Below are 17,409 nucleotides of genomic sequence, written 5' to 3'. Positions count from 1 at the left end.
GGATGGATACGATGACAGCGGAAATATCCCTGAACAAAGCCCTTAGGCTCTTCGAGATCGTCGACGACGGCGGATCCGGTCTGTCCGGCGGCGAGGGGCGCCTGTCCGAACGCGAAATAGGCCTTTTGGTCGGCGCACTGAACTACCACTCGCTGGTTCAGCCAGGTCGCGAGTTCAAGGCAGTCGTCCTCCGCGCTCCGGACGGAGAATTCCCTAGCCTGACAGACGAAGCATGTCATCGACTTGAGTGGAAGTCTGACCGGACGGTGATTTGTTCAGTAGATGTCCGAAGTTCGGTATCTGGAGCCCTGCCCGGAAAGAGCGCACTTCTGCCGCTAGTGATTGACCTTGGCGGCGAAAGGTCGGAGGGCGGTACGACTCTCTACGACCGGGCCGGGCTGAAGGGCAAGGTGTTCAGGCGAGCGAGGTTCGGCGCGCCCATCGCTTTTGACGCCCTGCGGCAGGGTCTCACTGACGTTTACGAAAAGCACGTTGTCCCCAATCGGAGGCCGCAGCGTATGGCTTCCCTCCAGTCGACGCCGTCCTCGGTGATTCCATGGGCGCGGGATAAGACCCCCGCAATCATCTTCGGGATGCATTGGCTGGAAATGGGCGGTGCCGAGCGGTGGGCGCTGGAGTCGATTGAACTGGCTAAGCAAGCCGGCTTTCTCCCCATCGTTCTGACGGACCGTGATTCGTCCCATCCGTGGATTGGTCGGCCCGAACTTGATGGTGCACTGGTGCTGCCATTGAGCTCACCCATTCCTCGCAGGGAGGAAGCAGATCTACTGCTGACGTTGATGTCGGAATTCTCCGTCCGGGGCGTCCATGTACACCACAACGGTTGGCTTTACCACCGACTGGCTTGGTTTAGGGCCATGGATCCCTCTATCCACATTGTTGACACCCTGCACATCCTCGAGTGGCGGACAGGCGGATTTGTTGAGGTTTCAGTTAAGCTGTCCAACACCATAGACGTCCACCACGTCATTTCCCCGCAGCTTCGCGATTACATGACGCTCATGCGTGACGTGCCAAAGGGGCGAGTCGCCCTCGCGCCTCTCTACGGCCTCTCCAGCGACCTCTCGGTGCCAACGCGAGAGCCGAGATCGAATCGACCGTTCACCATTGCCTTTGTCGGCCGCCTGAGTCAGCAGAAGCGTCCGTTTCTTTTCCTCCGATACGCGGCTGCTCTTAAGCGAGCCGTCCGCGGCGATGTGAGATTCATAGTGCACGGTGACGGCGCGCTCTCAGACGAGACGGAAAAGCTTGTACGGCAGTACGGACTTTCAGACTGTACGGAGCTTCGTCGCCCGCCGCAGTCTGTGGACGACACGTTGGCTGAGTCGGACCTTTTGGTCATTTCGTCCGACAACGAAGGACTGACGTTAACGACCTTTGAGGCCACTGCCATGGATGTTGCCGTTATGTCGACCGATGTTGGTTCACAGGCTTCCCTCGTTTCGGGCAAAGCACTTCTGCCGCGGCAACCCTTCGCATTCGTGAAGGATGCGGTGAAGCTGACAAAGGAAATCATGGCGTCGGAGACCCTCCGCCAGCAGATTCTTACTGACCAACAAGAAAAGATCACGTCCTTGAAACAGCTGCCCGAAGCTCGGGCCTGGACGAAAGCACTCTACGAAGGATGGAAAGTATGACCGACAAGGTAGCGGCCGTAGTCGTGACCTATAACAGGGTGGACAAGCTGGGACGGGTGCTGGACTCGATCCTGGCACAGTCCCGTGGCGTCGATCAGCTGATCGTGATTGACAACGCCAGCACCGATTCAACCCCGCAGCTGCTAGCCGTCTATCAAGACGACCCGCGGGTCGAGGTCGTCCGTCTTGAGACCAACACGGGTGGCGCCGGAGGCTTTGCAGCCGGAATGGAACGGGCCTACGAGCGGGGTGCGGACTGGGTGTGGATCATGGACGACGACTGCTACACGGACGAAACCGCCCTCCAAAACCTGATGGCAGGCCATGCCTCGGCCGAGACCGAGCTGGGACGCCCGGTTCCCTACAGCTGTTCACTGGTGCGCTACACCGACGGCTCGATTTGCGAAATGAACAACCCGGGCGCCGCTTGGGACTGGGGGCGGCTCATCGCCAAGGGTCAGAACACGGTGGTCATTACCAATTGCTCCTTCGTATCCGTGCTCATCCCGCGCCGGTCGATCGCCAAGTACGGTCTGCCATTGGTGGAGTACTTCATCTGGTTCGATGATATGGAGTACACCCTGCGGATCAGCGCTGACGGTCCCGGCGTACAGGTTCTGGACAGCACAGTCACGCACGACATGCCGGACAACCGAGGGGTGAACTTCGGTGACCTAAACCAAGCCAATGCCTGGAAGTTCTACTACGGCGCCCGCAACGAGTCCTCGTATCGCTGGCATCATGACAACAAGCTGGACTGGCTGAGGTTCGTCGTGAGCACCTATGTCTGGATGCGCCGCGGTCGCGTGGGTCGCCGGCTGCAGCTCGGCGTTGCCAAGAAGGTGTTTGAAGGCATCAAGTTCAACCCGGCGCCGAAGCAGGTCCGCAGCGTGCTGTGAACCCCGTTTAGCGCGCCAAACAGCAGCCTTGTCGTCACCCGATCTCCGGTTGCGACAGGGCCGCTGCTGTTCAGCCGCGACGGTGGATCATGACGGGGGATACAGTGCCAGCGCCTCGGTACGCTTCCGGGCGGCCAAAGTGAGTGCTCTTACAGCAAAGTCCGCATCGCCTGTTGGTTCCGGAAGCGCAGCTCTGGCCGCTGCGGAGGCGCACGTCCACCCGGTCCCCAGATCAAGCAGCGACTGATGCTTGATGTCGTAGTAGTCCTCCAGGATTCCGATGGCCACGCCGGTTGCACCGGAGGCTGCAGCAACCATGTGCGGGTGGAACCTCGAGGTGTACCAGGACTGGCCGGGGCGGACCGGCAGCCCGTCGTTCCAGACTTGGACAAAGGGAACGAAGTTCTCTCTGGGGATCAGACCGTCAAACGCATCGAACATCCGGCGGTCGGATCCCGGGATGGCCTCGACGTAGCCAACCGACATCCCACTATCAAGGGCTGCTTTAACGACTACACGAAGCTTTTCCGTCAGCGTTGTGAAAACCTCTTCGTCGATCATGTCGCTCTGTATGCAAAGCATAATGTCCTTCGCCCGCGCCTGGACAGCATGAGAGCGGCTCCGCCTCAGTTCGTGCGGCAGCCCGAGAAAGGCGTCGTCGAGCCCCACGTCGACACCCAACATGGCGGCGCTGTCGGTGTCCCGCACACTGATGCTGGTGAATGACGAGAAGGCGTCTTTGAGTTGCTCTCCGTTTTCGGGAAAGGGCATCAAGCCGAGCCCGGAGCCGAGTAGCCGGGATCCGCTGAGTTTCGCGGCCGCCATCATTCCTGAAACCAGTCCTACATGATCCGGCCAAACGCCATTGATGTAGCCGCCCCCCAAAATGTGCATTAAGTGCGCCTCCGCCAGCGTCATCAGGGCGACGTCGTACATTGGTGTCCCGCCGTGCGAAACGACACGGTCAACGTGCTCCCAAACACCCCGGGCCGTTTGGTCCGGAGCGTCGGCACAGGAGCGCCAGAGGGTGTTCGTGACGCGGAGATTGGGATGAATTTCACCAAAAAGTGCGCTTGCCGTTCCGGGCTGCGGACAATCCAGCCACACTGTCGCGTCGGGGCGCACTCGGGCTAGAAATCGCAGCCAAGAGGCCACGATGAGCTCGTCGCCATAATTCGGGTTTCCGCCCGATGCGATGAGGTAGATGTTCTCGGTCATCGGCCGAGGTTTACACTTAGGTGGTTCCTGACCCCTATTTGCGCTGTACACGCAGACCTCGCTATGGGCTCTATAGGCTATTGGCATGCCACGGATCCGTCGGGGGTCCATGAGACGGCCTTTCCACTGCGAACCGCCCGGCCCGGCCTCGGCGCACACTAAGCGCATCCGTTCATAGCGACGATACGCTCCAGGAGCCAGTTCCGACAGGCGGTCCAGCTCGAGAAACCAATGAGGGCCTGCGGGACCACGACGACGGGCTACCCGAAATTGCCAACGGGACACACCCAAAAAGATACCTCCCGGGACGACCGCGTACTAAGAGGCAAAGTTCGAAATTCCCCTATGGGGTAGAATCGTGAAACCTATGACTACGACCATTCAGCCCCCGACTAACCATGAGCAAGCCGATCAGTTTGCACGGCGCGCCACTAGACGAGTCGGGTTCAGAACAGACGTCCAAGCCCTCAGGGCACTCGCTGTCGCCCTGGTAGTCATGAACCATTTATGGCCGAATCGGGTGCCCGGGGGCTATGTTGGCGTCGACGTCTTCTTTGTCATCTCTGGATTTCTGATCACGTCCCACTTGACCAAAGAGCTCGTCCAAACGGGCGGCATCAAATTGTCGTCGTTTTATGCCAGGCGGGCTCGGCGCCTGCTTCCCGCGGCTCTTACCGTGTTGGCCGTCTCGCTCATCGGTGTCTGGCTCTTCCTTCCTTATACACGCTGGGCGGCCTCGGTCCACGAGGTCCTTGGCAGCATCTTCTACATAGAAAATTGGGTTCTGGCCGTCAGGGCAGTTGACTACTCCGCCATGAACCAAGCAGCTACTGTAGCCCAGCACTATTGGTCATTGTCGGTTGAAGAACAGTTCTACCTCGTCTGGCCCGTGGGGCTCGTTCTGCTTTCGATGCTCTCGAAGCGGCGTCACTGGGGATCGAAGTCGTTGCTGATTGCCGGAGTGTCTGCGGTCAGTGGACTGAGCCTAGCTTTCAGTATCTACTTCACGAGCGTTGCCCATAACCAGGCGTACTTCGTCACCCCGGTACGAGTCTGGGAGTTCGGTATCGGGGCCCTCGTCGCGTTGGTGGGGGTTCCCAAGTTGTTGACACCCATCGTGCGGAATGCGATTTCGCTGGCAGGTTTTGTCATGATCATCGGATCCTCCGCGCTGTACGATCACTCGACCCCATTTCCCAGTTGGACGGCTCTCGTGCCCGTAGTCGGTACAGCGATGGTCATACTTTCGGGGTCACGCCGGTCTCTAGGGCCTGGGCTGTGGCATGACAAAGTCACGAGCCTGGCGCCTGTACAGTTCCTCGGGAATATTTCCTATTCGGTTTACCTCTGGCACTGGCCGCTTATCGTACTGGCCCCGTTCGTGCTTGGGGTAGAACTTTCGGCGCCGGTGAAGTTTGCCATTTTGGTGCTTACCATCACACTGGCGTGGGTCACCAAGGCGCGGGTGGAAGACCGGTTTCTCCAAGTACCGGGCAGCGCCCCGCAAGGCAAGCGGGTTTTCACGGGAACCCTCGCTGCCATGCTCGCCGTCAGCCTGGCCGGCGTCGGGCTGATCGCCCTCGCTGATGATAGAGCGGAGTCTGCCAAGGCAACGGCCGCCGATCTTGCGTCGGGCCCCTGCCACGGCCCAGCCGCCATTGACACTGAAGGTTGCAGTTCGCCTTTTGCCCAGGCCGTTGCCCTGCCAAATATGGGTGCGTCCAACGAGTATTTTACGAGGCCCGCCGATTGTCCCAATGACGGCAACACGCTCCATGATGATCCAAGCGGGAGTCCCACAGTGTGTGATTTCTCAGCGGGCTCCCCCAACCCTGAAACTGTTTGGCTTGTAGGAGACTCACATGCGCAACAGTGGCAGGCCGCAATCTTTGAACTTGGACGTCGGAATCACTGGATAGTCAAATGGAGCTACTTCGGCGCCTGCCCAATCGTCGATGCCAAGTATGTCGGATACCAGGGCCAGCCAGCAGACCCCGGGACCGCGGAGGCATGCATGCGATGGAGTCGTGCGGCATTGAACGCCATTGAAAAGGACAGTCCGGCAAGAATTTTCGTCTCCATGTTTGGTGCGGGAGAACAGATCGACGATGGCACCGGCCGAGGCCAGTTTGAACAGTTCCGCGACGGTCTGATGCGGGACTGGGCTCGACTTTCCGCTTCGGGTGTCCAGGTTTTCGCCATCTACGACCCGCCACTTAATGAGGCTGTACGCAGCGTCGACTGTTTGTCGGTTCACTCTGATGATCCGGCGAAATGTGCCGCAGACGTCTCGTCAGCACTGCCCGCCGACCCAATGAAGTCCGCAGTTCAGGCCTTAAATCTGCCTACAGTGAGCGGACTCGACATGAGCAGATACTTCTGCGACGGAGAGCAGTGTCACGCGGCAGTGGGAGGCGTTTCCATCTACTTCGACAAGGACCACCTCAACAGAGAAGTCGTGGAACTGCTGGTGCCAAAGTTCGAAGCCCAACTTGGGGCAGCTTCGTAGATATATGCTCGATCGCTTCTTTCGTACGTGCCGATTTTACATTTTCGGCCCCGGAACGAGGACAGTAAACTCAGTATCCCTTAAGTTTTGTTAATAATTTCGAAAGGTATTACGTGTCCTGGTGGTCAATTCTCCCGACCTTGCTCGTTGCTTTGGCGATTTTCATCGTGCCGGGGGCCATCGTCGGCTTTTTTGCGCGGGCTCGAGGTTTCGCCCTGATTGCGGTTTCCCCCGTGATATCGATATCCCTGATATCCATAGCCGCTGTGGTGGCTCCGTGGGCTGGAGTCGAGTGGTCCGTGATAGACGTCGTCGTCGTTACGATTATTGGGGCTGGAGTTGTCCATGTCGTGACGCGATTGCTGTCTCGTCGGGAGCCAACTCGACTGTCGGCCGGAAGGAAATGGTGGCAGCTTCTGGCTGAAGCAGGGGCAGTGGCGCTGGCCGCCGTCCTCATTGGTCGACGACTCGTAAGCGTATTTGGACGACCTGACGCCATATCTCAAACATTTGACAATGTTTTTCACCTAAATGCAGTTCGTTACATTCTCGATACCGGCAATGCGTCGTCATTGACTGTTGGGGCAATGACCGGCGGTGCCTTTTATCCGGCGGCATGGCATGACGCCGTATCACTCCTTGTGCAAGTTACGGGAGCACAAATTCCGACCGCCGTGATTGCTGTGAATATGTGTATAGGGGCTATAGTTTGGCCGCTAGGATGCATATTGCTCGTCCATCGCGCATTGGGCAGACGAGTGCTTCCCACATTGATTGCCGGAGTTCTTGCTGCCGGTTTTGGTGCCTTCCCGATTCTCATGATGGATTACGGGGTGCTTTACCCGTATGCCCTGGGCATCAGCCTGCTTCCGGCGACCATAGCGACTGCAGTGGGTGCGCTTGGGGCCGGAGTCAAAGCTGGCCCGCCGCGGGCCACCAGCTGGCTTCTCTTAGCGATGTCGCTCCCAGGCTTGACGCTGGCGCACCCGAGTATCTTGATGACGCTGCTGGCTTTGTTAGTGCCCGCGATATTCGGCCTCAGCCGGCGCACTGTTTTGAAGGCCCAAGATCGGGGGGTGCCAACCATCCGAGTGGCAGCTGTTACCGTTCTCGGCGTTGGGGCCGCTGCCGCTGCCGCTCTTGTCCTCTGGAGAGTCGTTCGGCCCGCGGCCGAAGCTTCAGGTTGGCCGCCAGTTGAAACGACAGGCCGAGCAGTCGGAGAACTATTGCTGGGATCGCAAATCGGCCAGCCGATCTCGCTGGTGATGTCTGTCCTCGCAATGACGGGCTTGATAGTCTCCATTGCCCGCCGCCAGCGACTCTGGCTAGTTGGTATGTACGCGGTCCTGGGTTTACTCTTCGTTGTCGCGGCGTCGTTTCCCATTGGCGGGGTGAGGTCATTTTTCACAGGCGTTTGGTACAATGACTCGCCCCGTCTTGCGGCACTGCTTCCCACAGCCACGCTTCCGCTCGCCGTCGTCGGCAGTATGTTCTTCGTCAGCGCGGCCAGGAAAAAGTTGAAGGCCGTCGCTCCGAAACTATTGGACGTCGGGAATCTTAATTTGAAAGTTAAGTTCTGGATAAGTGGCGCCAGCGTTGGTGTCATTATTGTGTTCCTCGCACTTGGAACGCAACAAGCCAATGTCAAGACTGCCGCGCGAAACGCAGCTGGCGGATACGCGTTATCCTCCGATTCGTCGCTAATGACACTCGACGAAATGAGGCTCATCCAACGGCTCGATAACCAAGTTCCTGCTGGCGTGACTATTGCGGCAAACCCATGGAATGGAAGCTCGCTTGCATTCGCGTTGGCTGATCGGAAGACCCTTCAGCTCCACCTCATCAGCGAGATCTCTCCGGACGCAATGAAAATCAACCAGCATCTCCGAGATGCCAAGAGCGATCCTGAGGTCTGCCCCTCGGTGCGGGCCCTGGGAGTCGGTTATGTGCTGGACTTCGGCCACCGTGAGGTCCACGGTGCTGACCATGGCTACTACGGACTCGACGGTCTGGAGTCGGCAGGGGTCGGAAGGCTAATAGACTCGGAGGGTGAAGCGAAGTTGTACAAGATCGAGGCGTGCAACTGAGATTGACATCAGAACCCTTGTAGATATCGCAGACGATCGCGACCCAACGCCGTCGGCAACAGATCAGAACTCCTGCAGTCTGTTCAATGAAATAGTTAGCGCGAATTTAACCAATGACAGAAGTGAACCGTTATGAATAGGTTGAACACAAGTGATGCGCTCGTTATCACTCCCGCCTGGAACGAGTCGGAGTCCGTGGGGGACACCGTCCGCGAGATAGCGAAGTGGAACCCTGGTCTGGACATTTTGGTCATCGACGATGGATCAGAGGACCAAACGGCATATGTAGCCAAGGACGCTGGGGCTCAGGTGCTCATCCTCCCCTTCAACCTCGGCGTTGGCGGGGCAATGCGGGCTGGTTTTAAGTTCGCGGTTGAACACGGCTACAAATCCGTTATACAAGTCGATGCAGATGGTCAACACAACCCGCGGGATATCGGGCGCGTCTTGGCTGGACTTGACATTGCGGACATATCCATTGGAGCCCGATTTGCAGATAAAGGTAATTATGAGGTGCGTGGGCCTCGTAAATGGGCTATGAAGTTCTTGGCCGTCACGATTTCGAGGCTGGCACGCGTTCGCTTGACCGATGTAACATCGGGATTCAGGGCTGCAAATATGAAGGCCATGGCGCAGTACTTGGATCACTATCCAGCCGAATACTTGGGGGACACGATTGATTCTCTGGTTGTGGCTCTGCGGTCAGGCTGCACGGTTACGCAGATACCTGTTGAAATGCGGAAACGGCAGGGGGGAACTCCAAGCCACGCTCCGTTCAAATCTGCCCTCTACTTGGCAAGATCGTTCCTTGCGCTACTTTTCGCACTAACGCGGCAGAAACCGAAATCCCTAAAAAGTGAGGACTCTTCCCGATGAACACCGTAACGGCTTTTGTCGTGGCCCTCATTTTCGTTAGTGCGGTGGTCGAATTGTCGAGGCGCAAGCACCTGCGAGAGAAGTTCGCAGTATTGTGGCTCGTCATAGGAATTGCCACTCTTGTGTTGGCAGGATTCCCTCAACTACTCGAACTCGCAAGTCGCCTCCTTGGGGTGCAGGTACCTGCGAATCTTCTGTTTGCGCTCTCGATCCTCCTCCTTATGGGCGTCTGTCTCCATCTGTCCCTGGCACTCACCAAAGTCGAGGATCAAACCCGTGTGCTCGCCGAAGAAGTTGCATTGCTTCGTTTCCGTATCGAGTCAATGTCGGGGGATGACACGGAGACTCTGGGCCGCATACCGCCCAGGGCTGAGCCGGAGTCTCCGGAGGGTGGGCGGATCCGATGAGCGGAGAATCTGGTAAGAGTGATCGCCTCCCTGTGCAGGAACTACCGAAACGCCACCATGTCGCCTTCGTGGTTAATAACTATCCGCCGAAGGTCGGAGGAGTCGAGTCGCATGTGTCGCACTTGGCGGCAGCTTTGAAAGAGCAGGGGCTGGATGTCACTGTTCTAACGTTGAATAACGACATTCCGTCAGGTACGTACGACGGCATCGAGGTTGTGAGGTATTCCGGCACTGCAATGATCGGCGGTGTGTTGTCGATTCCTTGGCCTGGCACGGGACGGAAGCTGCGCAGGGAAATGCAGCAACGCGGCGTTACGATTGTGTCGACTCATACAAGGTTCTTTCCCATGTCATTCTTAGGTGTTCGAGCCGGTCGGAGTCTCGGAGTGCCGGTTATACACACGGAACACGGGTCGGACCATGTCCGGGGTGTTTCCAATGCTATTGCCTACGCCAGCCGTGTTATTGACCGCACGATGGGGAAGTACGTTCTCCGTCATGCTTCACGTGTTCTCGCTATTTCTTCTGCTACGCAGCATTTTGTGGAGTCCCTCGCTCAGGTGCAAAGCACCGTTTTTCTGAATGCGATTGATACCGCTGCCTTCAAGGTTCGCGGGACCGGTACCGGTCCGCTATTGCCCAGGATCATTTTTCTCGGGCGCCTCGTCGAGGGTAAGGGGTGGCAAACATGTTTGAGTGTAGGTGAAAGTCTCGCCACGGACTTTCCCAGTCTGGAGGTCCACTTCATTGGCGACGGCGCCCAACGTCCGCTTCTTGAAGCTGCAGCCGAATCTTCGCCGATAAGGGAATGCATAAGGATCCACGGATACCTCCAGCGAGATGAAATTCAGGAGATATTGGCCGACGGAGTCCTCCTGAATCCGACCGTTCTCGCTGAAGGCTTTCAGACCACGCTGCTGGAGGCCGTTTCCTCGGGCGCCGCGGTCGTCAGTACCCCAGTGGCGGCCGCGAAGTTCCTGGCTGAAAACGGTGCCCCAGTCACGATCGTTGAGGACGTCCGCCCGGAAGCATGGATTGACGAGTGCCGACGCGTCCTAATGGCGCCCAGGACGCAAATCCCGAATGAGCTCACATTGTCCTTCGATTGGTCGACGCGGTCGCGCGAGTACATACAAATTCTCGATGGAGCCGCGGAAGCGCAAAAAATCCGATAACCCGTTACGTAGCCCACACCTTTTAAATCGCAGACCTTCAGCCTCGACGGATGCGGGCACGCCGGCATGTTCGTTCCGGCATCGAAAAACCCGCGAGTCGGGGTGGTCCGTGGGTAATTGGACTCTTCAAGGATCCCGGGGGAATAGTTCCGTGTTGTAGCTAGCAGAGACTCGTGGTCCTGCTGGGATGAGCGTTGCTTACGTATTCAACCTGAACAGGAACCACGAGCCTTGTTAGAGCCTACTGTGGCGGCCGGAGATGCTGCCAGCTTATTATTCAACCTGCCTGATTATCCTGTCACCGCAACGATCCAGCTCCCGGATGGTGCCCGCCATGTCACAGTGGAGTCGATGTTCCCGCCGGGGTGCCGGAGCTGCGGGGTGATCGCGTCCCGGGTGAAGATACGCCGGTGCCAGCGGCTACGTGACATTCCGGTCGCCGGCGCGGTGATGCTTTCTGGGACAAGCGCCGCTGGTTCTATGACGAGCACTTGTGCGAGCGGCCAAACGTCTCTGGCATTGCCCGGAGCAGGACTGCCCGAGGACGACGTTCACCGAGGAGCATCCGCCTGGCCGGCCCCGGGCGAAACTCACCGATCGTGCTGTGAACCGACCGAAGCACTCCAGCATTTCGACTCCTCGGTCTCGGCACTGGCCCACCGGGTCGGCGTGTCCTGGCACACCGTATGGCACGGGATCCGGGCCGAGGCCCGCGCCGGGGATCACTGAAATAGGCGAACTGAATGGCGTTGGACGCGCTCGGCGTCGACGAACATGTCGGGGCCCGCATCGGCCGCCCGGCACCGGGATAGTCACCGGGGTCGTGGATCACACCCGCGACGCTGACTGCACCCCGCAAACGCTCACTTACCGCCTGCGACCACTAAACGAATACTGACTCTCATCTAGGGCACCAGCTGCGGAGCTCTTTTACTGTGGCCCACGGACAAGGCTGCCATGGAGAGGACGCTTCGACTCGCCAAAGCCGCGCAGCTGACCCAGAGCGCACCTGAAACCCCGCCGCCCGGGATGACGAAGAAGGCAACCGCGCTGGCCAGGGCTACCGCCACGACGCTTGTAGTCAGCGCCTTTACATAGCTGTTTGCAACATTGAGCGCCATTGCGGAGAAAAATACCAGCGGAAGCACCACCAAAGATCCGAACAGCGGGATGATCTCGGCCCAGTCGATCCGGTACGCGGAGCCGAAAATTATTGGCAGCATGAGGTAGGCTGCGGCACAAACCATGCCAGACAGTGGAACGAACGCTGCGGTCCAAAGCAGGGCTGTTTTGACTACGGCGCGGAAGAATGATGGAGCCTCGGCAAGCATCGCCTTTGCTCGGGGGATCCATGACTGACTGACGGCGTTTAGGAATATCTCTACGACGACAACGACGTAGAGAATAATGGCGAAGTAGCCGACTTCAACTTGGGAATAATAGGCCGCCAGGAAGTACTGCGGAATCGAAGACAACAGCGACAACAGCCCCCAGGAGATTCCCGTGGGAAGGCCGGCCCTAACAACGGACACATGGTCTTGCCATTGTGGTCCGGTGCCGGCGTCTGCCGACTCTTTTTTGGCGAGCAGGGCATCCGTGGGCCGTTTCATGAGCAGCAAAGTCGTGGCGCTTGACACTACGATCAGCGCCGCGATGACGGCGTACAGGTTGTGGAACGCAACCAGGACGGCGATTCCGGCTCCAATCGTGATGACGGCGTTCGTGCTGAAAGCCCACAGAATGGTCGGTAACTCCCCGTGACGCTGGAGGGGCGCAGAGTATAGTTCGCCCACCGAATCCGCTGCCCGCAGAAGGCTGACCAGCAGCAGGATTGCGATCATTTCGGGCACAAATATTGCACCGATTGCCGCCGTCAAAATCATCGCCACGCTGAGGGTCACCAGCCGGACGCGTAGGTACGCACTGAACGGCTGGTTACCTCTATGGGTCAGATAGACGGTGCGCAGGCCGAACTCACAGAAAACAAAAATGGGAGCGGTCACAGCCAACGCCAGCGAATAGCTCCCCAGGGTCTCCGGTGACCCGAGCCTGGCGAAGACAATTAACAACCCGGCCTGCCCGAGACTTCTAGTTGCCAACGCCAGGGTGAGCCAGATTGTGCTCCGGATCATCTTCCCCGTGCCTTCGTGGTGATGCCTCGAAGGGGGGTGATGACGTAATAGCGGACGTACTGAACGCCGATCCAAGTGATGTCCTTCGCCAACGCCACGACAGCGGGTGTGCCCAGCTTTTGTCGCAATTCTCGACGCGCGGTGAGCACCTTGGAGATGTGGCTGCCGTAGGGCTTGGCCCCGCGGCTTAGCTGAGCACCGTGAACTCGATACTGCGCGAGGGTCTGTGGAAGGATGGCGATCTTCCCGCGTTGCGCGAGCCGAAGCCAAAGCAGATAGTCTTCCATCTGCCGCAACGGCTCGTAGCCGCCAACCAGTTGATAATCACTGAGCCGAAACATCACCGCGGACTGGACTACCACGTTTTGAAGGAGTAGTCGGGGCCGGACATCGGCACCTGCAGGAAAAGGCATCTTGCCGGTGACTGCACCGGCGCCATTGATCAGTTCCGTCTGCGAAGTTACGGCCACGGCATCGGGGTGATCACATAGAAACTTGGCTTGCTGGATCAGCCGTCCCGGCTTGGCGATGTCATCCGCGTCAAGCCGGGCGACGAACTCGCCGCGCGCCTCGGCCATGGCCCTACGGAGCGTCGAACCCACACCAAGCCGGGTCGGGTTTCTTAGGAGCGTCACACGGGAATCATCCATCCAGGGGCGGTGTCCATCTTCCTCGACGCCGTCGAGAATGACTATGAGTTGCAGGTCGACCTCATCCTGGGAGAGTAGCGAGTCCAGGGCTTGATCGAGCCATGAGTCGAGTCTGATCGCGGGTACCACGACCGACACGTATGGCTTCTGATCCGTAGTCATTGGCGACGTTCCTTGTATTGGTTGGGGAGAGGCGTCCCGGCCCGATTAGGTTCGCGGAGACGACAGCGGACGCCGCAGATAGTGTGGGCGGCGTCCACTACAACGTTACTGGAAGTCAATCAACCGAACGAAACCGTGCCTGTGTCGCTAACGCTGCCGTGCTGAAATCTTTGAACGCAATCTGCGCCGGTGACGTCGCAACGGGGAATTTCAACCGGGTAGCCGAGTTTGCCGTTTTCGTAGCCGAGGGTTCCCCAGGTGGCGCGGATGGCGCCCCAGGTTGGGTAGGCGCCGATGCCGGGGGCGTAGTGGATGGTGCCGCCCTGGAAGCCTTGGTAGCAGCCGCCGCCGACGAGTCCGCAGATTTCGTTGGTGATGGGGTAGCCGAGTTTGCCGTTTTCGTAGCCGAGGTTACCCCAGGCGGCGCGGATTGGCCCGGAAGTGGCGTAGGCGCCGATGCCGGGGGCGTAGTGGATGGTGCCGCCCTGGAAGCCTTGGTAGCAGCCGCCGTTGGCGAGTCCGCAGATTTCGTTGGTGACGGGGTAGCCGAGTTTGCCCTTTTCGTAGCCGAGGGTTCCCCAGGTGGCCCGGATGCCGCCCCAGGTGGCGTAGGCGCCGATGCCGGGGGCGTAGTGGATGGTGCCGCCCTGGAAGCCTTGGTAGCAGCCGCCGTTGGCGAGCCCGCAGATTTCGTTGGTGACGGGGTAGCCGAGTTTGCCCTTTTCGTAGCCGAGGGTTCCCCAAGTGGCCCGGATCCCGCCCCACGTGGCGTAGGCGCCGATGCCGGGGGCGTAGTGGATGGTGCCGCCCTGGAAGCCTTGGTAGCAGCCGCCGCCGGTTAGTCCGCAGATTTCGTTGGTGAGAGGGTAGCCGAGTTTGCCCTTTTCGTAGCCGAGGGTTCCCCAGGTGGCCCGGATCCCGCCCCAGGTGGCGTAGGCGCCGATGCCGGGGGCGTAGTGGATGGTGCCGCCCTGAAAGCCTTGGTAGCAGCCGCCATTGGTTAGTCCGCAGATTTCGTTGGTGATGGGGTAACCGAGTTTGCCGTCCCCACCCCCTGCTGCGGTCCAAGTGGAACCGATTGCACCCCGCAAGTTGACTACATACCCTGACGCGAAACTCTTCAGCCCGGCATAGTCGCCGTTCCAGACGTTCGAGTCCCCGGCGAAAGGTCCGGTGCTGCTGTACTGCCAAATGCTGAAGCCGCTCCAGCCCGCTGGGATCGGCCCGGCGTCGTTACTGGGACCGGCCGGGTAGTTGGCCACCCAGAGCGGGTAGTTGCCAAGTCCTGACACGTTGCCCAGGCACTGATTCCACCACGACGTGTTGGTATAGATGACCGGCAAACGACCTGTCATGGAAAGCATGGTGTTGCCAAAGTCGCGGACCCAGGAGGCAAGTTTGTCCGGGGACATGCCGTAGCACGTATCGCCAAAGTAGAAGCCGCTAATAGTGCGGCCGGCATAGGGGTTGAACTCGAAATCGAGAACCGGGGGCAGCGTGTAACCGTCTGCGGTCCAGCCGCCTCCGTTTTCGACGAAGTAGCGTGCCTGGTCCGCCCCGGAGGACCAGTTAGGGATGGCGAAGTGGTAAGCGCCGCGGATCATTCCGACGTTCCGCGCCCCCGCGTACTGGGAGTCGAAAGTCTGCTTGTAAATCGGATTGTCCATCTCCGTGGGGTAATAATTGCCCTCCGTTGCTTTTACATAGGCAAATCGGGCCCCCATGTTCCACTGTTGCTGCCAATCCACGGACGGCTGATGGCTGCTGACGTCAAGGCCCTGCACGCCGAATGTCGGGTTCCATGTTCCTTCTGTGGCCAGGGATTCGGTCGTGACCGTTGCCGGGCCGGCTGCCGGCAATCCCTTGGTAGATCCCATCACGCGTAGAGACCGCTGCCCCATTTCGGCGCCGGCACCTATCGCGGCAGCCAGGGTCGCGCCGTCCGGCCGCGCCAAGGGACTCGGCGCGGCGGTCCCCGTCGGGGAGGAAGGTGGCGCCATCGCCGTCGCCGTCGCCGTCGGTGCCGTCGCCTGGAGGCTTTCCATGGCAGTACCGGCAGTACCTGCGGGAGCGGGCGACGGAGCGGGACTGGGCGTCGGAAGCGCGGAGGCGGTCGTGCCACTCGGCCCCGGGGCAGGGGACGCGAGGGCAGGCGACGGTGTGGTGAGGCCGACGCTGGTCATCAGCGTTGCCACGGCCAAGACGAGGGTGACTCGGGTGCTGACGTTTTTGGTGCGAGGTATTGAGGTCCGCTTCATGGTGTGCTCCGGAACGCTGGGGCGCTTCTTAGCGCTGCATGACAGGTGTCGCGTCACTCTGATGGCCTTCAGACGACAAGCGACGCTGGGATTCGCTAGTTATCGCGCTCACCATAACATCGCACAACGGGTGTTTCCACAGTTATAGATGTGAACCATGTGACTAGAGTTAAGGATAAGGGACAACTCAGCCGGTTCGCTGTGACCGTAGGACCCTTCTAAGCTGGAGCATATGAAGGTATTGGTTACCGGCGGCGCCGGCTACATTGGATCTCACACGACGCTTTGTCTGCTCGAGGAGGGGCACGAGGTCGTGGTCCTCGACAACCTGATTAATTCGAATCCCGAATCCCTGCGCCGGGTGGAGCTGCTCACCGGCAAGAACGTGGACTTCCGCGAGGTTGACCTGCTTGACGCGGCCGCCGTCGACGCCGTCTTCGCCGAGGGCGGCTTCGAGGCTGTAATCCACTTCGCAGGCCTGAAGGCTGTAGGTGAGTCTGTCGAGAAGCCCCTGTGGTACTACCAGAACAACGTGGTCGGCACCCTGAACCTGTTGCACAGCATGGACGCCGCCGGCGTGCGCCGCCTGGTCTTCAGCTCGTCTGCCACCGTCTACGGCGCCTCGGAGGAAGTCCCTCTCGTCGAGAAAGCCCCGCTGGACGCTACCAACCCTTACGGCCGCACGAAAGAACAGATCGAGGACATCCTTTCGGATATGGGCGCTGCCGACGCGCGGTGGAGCGTCGCCCTGCTCCGCTATTTCAACCCGGTGGGCGCCCATGAGTCCGGCCTGATCGGCGAGGACCCGAGCGGCATCCCAAACAACCTTCTCCCGTTTGTCGCCCAGGTGGCTGTGGGCCGCCGCGAAAAGGTCATGGTGTTCGGTAACGACTACCCGACGCCGGACGGTACCGGAGTGCGCGACTACATCCACGTGATGGACCTAGCCGGCGGGCACTTGGCCGCGTTGGGGTACCTCAGTGCTAATGCCGGCGTGTTCCGCTGGAACCTTGGCACAGGCCGAGGCTCCTCCGTCTTGGAGGTCATTGAGGCCTTCGGCAGGGCGGCCGGGCGTGCAGTGCCTTTTGCATTCGCTCCCCGGCGGCCAGGGGACGCTGCCGTCAGCTACGCCGACCCCTCGGCGGCGCTTGCGGATCTTGGCTGGTCCGCGCGCCGGAACCTTCGGCAGATGTGTGAAGACCACTGGCGCTGGCAGAGCACCAACCCGCAGGGCTACGACGCGGTTACCGAAGCTGACGGGGTCGGGACCAGATAGGTTCCCAACGCAGCGTCCCGCTCCGACGCGGGCTGCTGCGAGTGGCTTATCCACAACCGACGTCTCGCGCCCTTGTTCGAATGACCATGCTCCTCTAGCTTT

The 17,409-nt window shown here is 59.6% G+C and carries 12 protein-coding genes; 8 read left to right on the top strand and 4 right to left on the bottom strand.

Going from position 1 to position 17,409, the window contains the following annotated elements; translation table 11 throughout:
* Nucleotides 1-2 precede the first annotated feature (2 nt).
* Both AC50YM_RS03095 and AC50YM_RS03090 read left to right on the top strand, forming a co-directional pair.
* Nucleotides 3-1,658, top strand: coding sequence for a glycosyltransferase (locus AC50YM_RS03095; protein ID WP_494955543.1), 1,656 nt, complete (start codon nt 3-5; stop codon nt 1,656-1,658).
* The gene (locus AC50YM_RS03090) at nt 1,655-2,557 is read left to right on the top strand and encodes a glycosyltransferase family 2 protein (RefSeq protein ID WP_494955542.1); all 903 of its coding nucleotides are present in this window, start codon (nt 1,655-1,657) and stop codon (nt 2,555-2,557) included. Before AC50YM_RS03095 ends, AC50YM_RS03090 begins: the two co-directional genes overlap by 4 nt.
* An 87-nt stretch (nt 2,558-2,644) precedes the next feature.
* On the opposite strand, the gene AC50YM_RS03085 is transcribed toward AC50YM_RS03090, so the two are convergent.
* Nucleotides 2,645-3,775 (bottom strand): polysaccharide pyruvyl transferase family protein, encoded by a 1,131-nt coding sequence (locus AC50YM_RS03085; RefSeq protein ID WP_494955541.1) that lies wholly within the window; start codon nt 3,773-3,775, stop codon nt 2,645-2,647.
* A 367-nt stretch (nt 3,776-4,142) separates the two neighbouring features.
* On the opposite strand from AC50YM_RS03085, the gene AC50YM_RS03080 reads away from it, so the two are divergent.
* The 5 genes from AC50YM_RS03080 (at nt 4,143) to AC50YM_RS03060 (ending at nt 10,829) form a co-directional block, all read left to right on the top strand.
* Nucleotides 4,143-6,284 (top strand): acyltransferase family protein, encoded by a 2,142-nt coding sequence (locus AC50YM_RS03080; protein WP_494955540.1) that lies wholly within the window; start codon nt 4,143-4,145, stop codon nt 6,282-6,284.
* A gap of 140 nt (nt 6,285-6,424) precedes the next feature.
* On the top strand, nt 6,425-8,371 hold the full coding sequence (locus tag AC50YM_RS03075) for a DUF6541 family protein (RefSeq protein ID WP_494955539.1): 1,947 nt from the start codon (nt 6,425-6,427) through the stop codon (nt 8,369-8,371).
* A gap of 132 nt (nt 8,372-8,503) precedes the next feature.
* Nucleotides 8,504-9,247 carry a glycosyltransferase family 2 protein gene (locus AC50YM_RS03070; protein ID WP_494955538.1) on the top strand — a complete coding sequence of 248 codons (744 nt, stop codon included), beginning with the start codon at nt 8,504-8,506 and terminating at the stop codon, nt 9,245-9,247.
* Nucleotides 9,244-9,654: a DUF2304 domain-containing protein gene (locus tag AC50YM_RS03065; protein WP_494955537.1), complete on the top strand. Its 411-nt coding sequence runs from the start codon at nt 9,244-9,246 to the stop codon at nt 9,652-9,654. The genes AC50YM_RS03070 and AC50YM_RS03065 overlap by 4 nt, the downstream gene beginning before the upstream one ends.
* Nucleotides 9,651-10,829, top strand: coding sequence for a glycosyltransferase family 4 protein (locus AC50YM_RS03060; RefSeq protein WP_494955536.1), 1,179 nt, complete (start codon nt 9,651-9,653; stop codon nt 10,827-10,829). Before AC50YM_RS03065 ends, AC50YM_RS03060 begins: the two co-directional genes overlap by 4 nt.
* A 905-nt stretch (nt 10,830-11,734) precedes the next feature.
* Here the strand turns inward: AC50YM_RS03060 and AC50YM_RS03055 are convergent.
* The 3 genes from AC50YM_RS03055 to AC50YM_RS03045 form a co-directional block, all read right to left on the bottom strand.
* Nucleotides 11,735-12,961, bottom strand: coding sequence for a lipopolysaccharide biosynthesis protein (locus tag AC50YM_RS03055; protein ID WP_494955535.1), 1,227 nt, complete (start codon nt 12,959-12,961; stop codon nt 11,735-11,737).
* Nucleotides 12,958-13,773: a glycosyltransferase family 2 protein gene (locus AC50YM_RS03050; protein ID WP_494955534.1), complete on the bottom strand. Its 816-nt coding sequence runs from the start codon at nt 13,771-13,773 to the stop codon at nt 12,958-12,960. The genes AC50YM_RS03055 and AC50YM_RS03050 overlap by 4 nt, the downstream gene beginning before the upstream one ends.
* A 119-nt stretch (nt 13,774-13,892) precedes the next feature.
* Nucleotides 13,893-16,031, bottom strand: a complete 2,139-nt coding sequence (locus AC50YM_RS03045) for a GH25 family lysozyme (protein ID WP_494955533.1) — start codon at nt 16,029-16,031, stop codon at nt 13,893-13,895.
* A gap of 232 nt (nt 16,032-16,263) precedes the next feature.
* Between AC50YM_RS03045 and galE the strand changes: the two genes are divergently transcribed.
* Nucleotides 16,264-17,307: a UDP-glucose 4-epimerase GalE gene (gene galE, locus AC50YM_RS03040; RefSeq protein WP_494955532.1), complete on the top strand. Its 1,044-nt coding sequence runs from the start codon at nt 16,264-16,266 to the stop codon at nt 17,305-17,307.
* The last annotated feature ends 102 nt before the right edge of the window (nt 17,308-17,409 follow it).

It is taken from the genome of Pseudarthrobacter sp. RHLT1-30-1 (assembly GCF_059383415.1).
Note: the sequence above shows the minus strand (reverse complement) of the source record. Positions and strands in the feature narration are given on the sequence as shown.

Excerpts from the sequence above, each read along its gene's own strand:
- AC50YM_RS03095 (WP_494955543.1), top strand. The coding sequence starts at position 3 with ATGGATACGATGACAGCGGAAATATCCCTGAACAAAGCCCTTAGGCTC.
- AC50YM_RS03090 (WP_494955542.1), top strand. The coding sequence starts at position 1,655 with ATGACCGACAAGGTAGCGGCCGTAGTCGTGACCTATAACAGGGTGGAC.
- AC50YM_RS03085 (WP_494955541.1), bottom strand. The coding sequence starts at position 3,775 with ATGACCGAGAACATCTACCTCATCGCATCGGGCGGAAACCCGAATTAT.
- AC50YM_RS03080 (WP_494955540.1), top strand. The coding sequence starts at position 4,143 with ATGACTACGACCATTCAGCCCCCGACTAACCATGAGCAAGCCGATCAG.
- AC50YM_RS03070 (WP_494955538.1), top strand. The coding sequence starts at position 8,504 with ATGAATAGGTTGAACACAAGTGATGCGCTCGTTATCACTCCCGCCTGG.
- AC50YM_RS03065 (WP_494955537.1), top strand. The coding sequence starts at position 9,244 with ATGAACACCGTAACGGCTTTTGTCGTGGCCCTCATTTTCGTTAGTGCG.
- AC50YM_RS03060 (WP_494955536.1), top strand. The coding sequence starts at position 9,651 with ATGAGCGGAGAATCTGGTAAGAGTGATCGCCTCCCTGTGCAGGAACTA.
- AC50YM_RS03055 (WP_494955535.1), bottom strand. The coding sequence starts at position 12,961 with ATGATCCGGAGCACAATCTGGCTCACCCTGGCGTTGGCAACTAGAAGT.
- AC50YM_RS03050 (WP_494955534.1), bottom strand. The coding sequence starts at position 13,773 with ATGACTACGGATCAGAAGCCATACGTGTCGGTCGTGGTACCCGCGATC.
- AC50YM_RS03045 (WP_494955533.1), bottom strand. The coding sequence starts at position 16,031 with ATGAAGCGGACCTCAATACCTCGCACCAAAAACGTCAGCACCCGAGTC.
- galE (WP_494955532.1), top strand. The coding sequence starts at position 16,264 with ATGAAGGTATTGGTTACCGGCGGCGCCGGCTACATTGGATCTCACACG.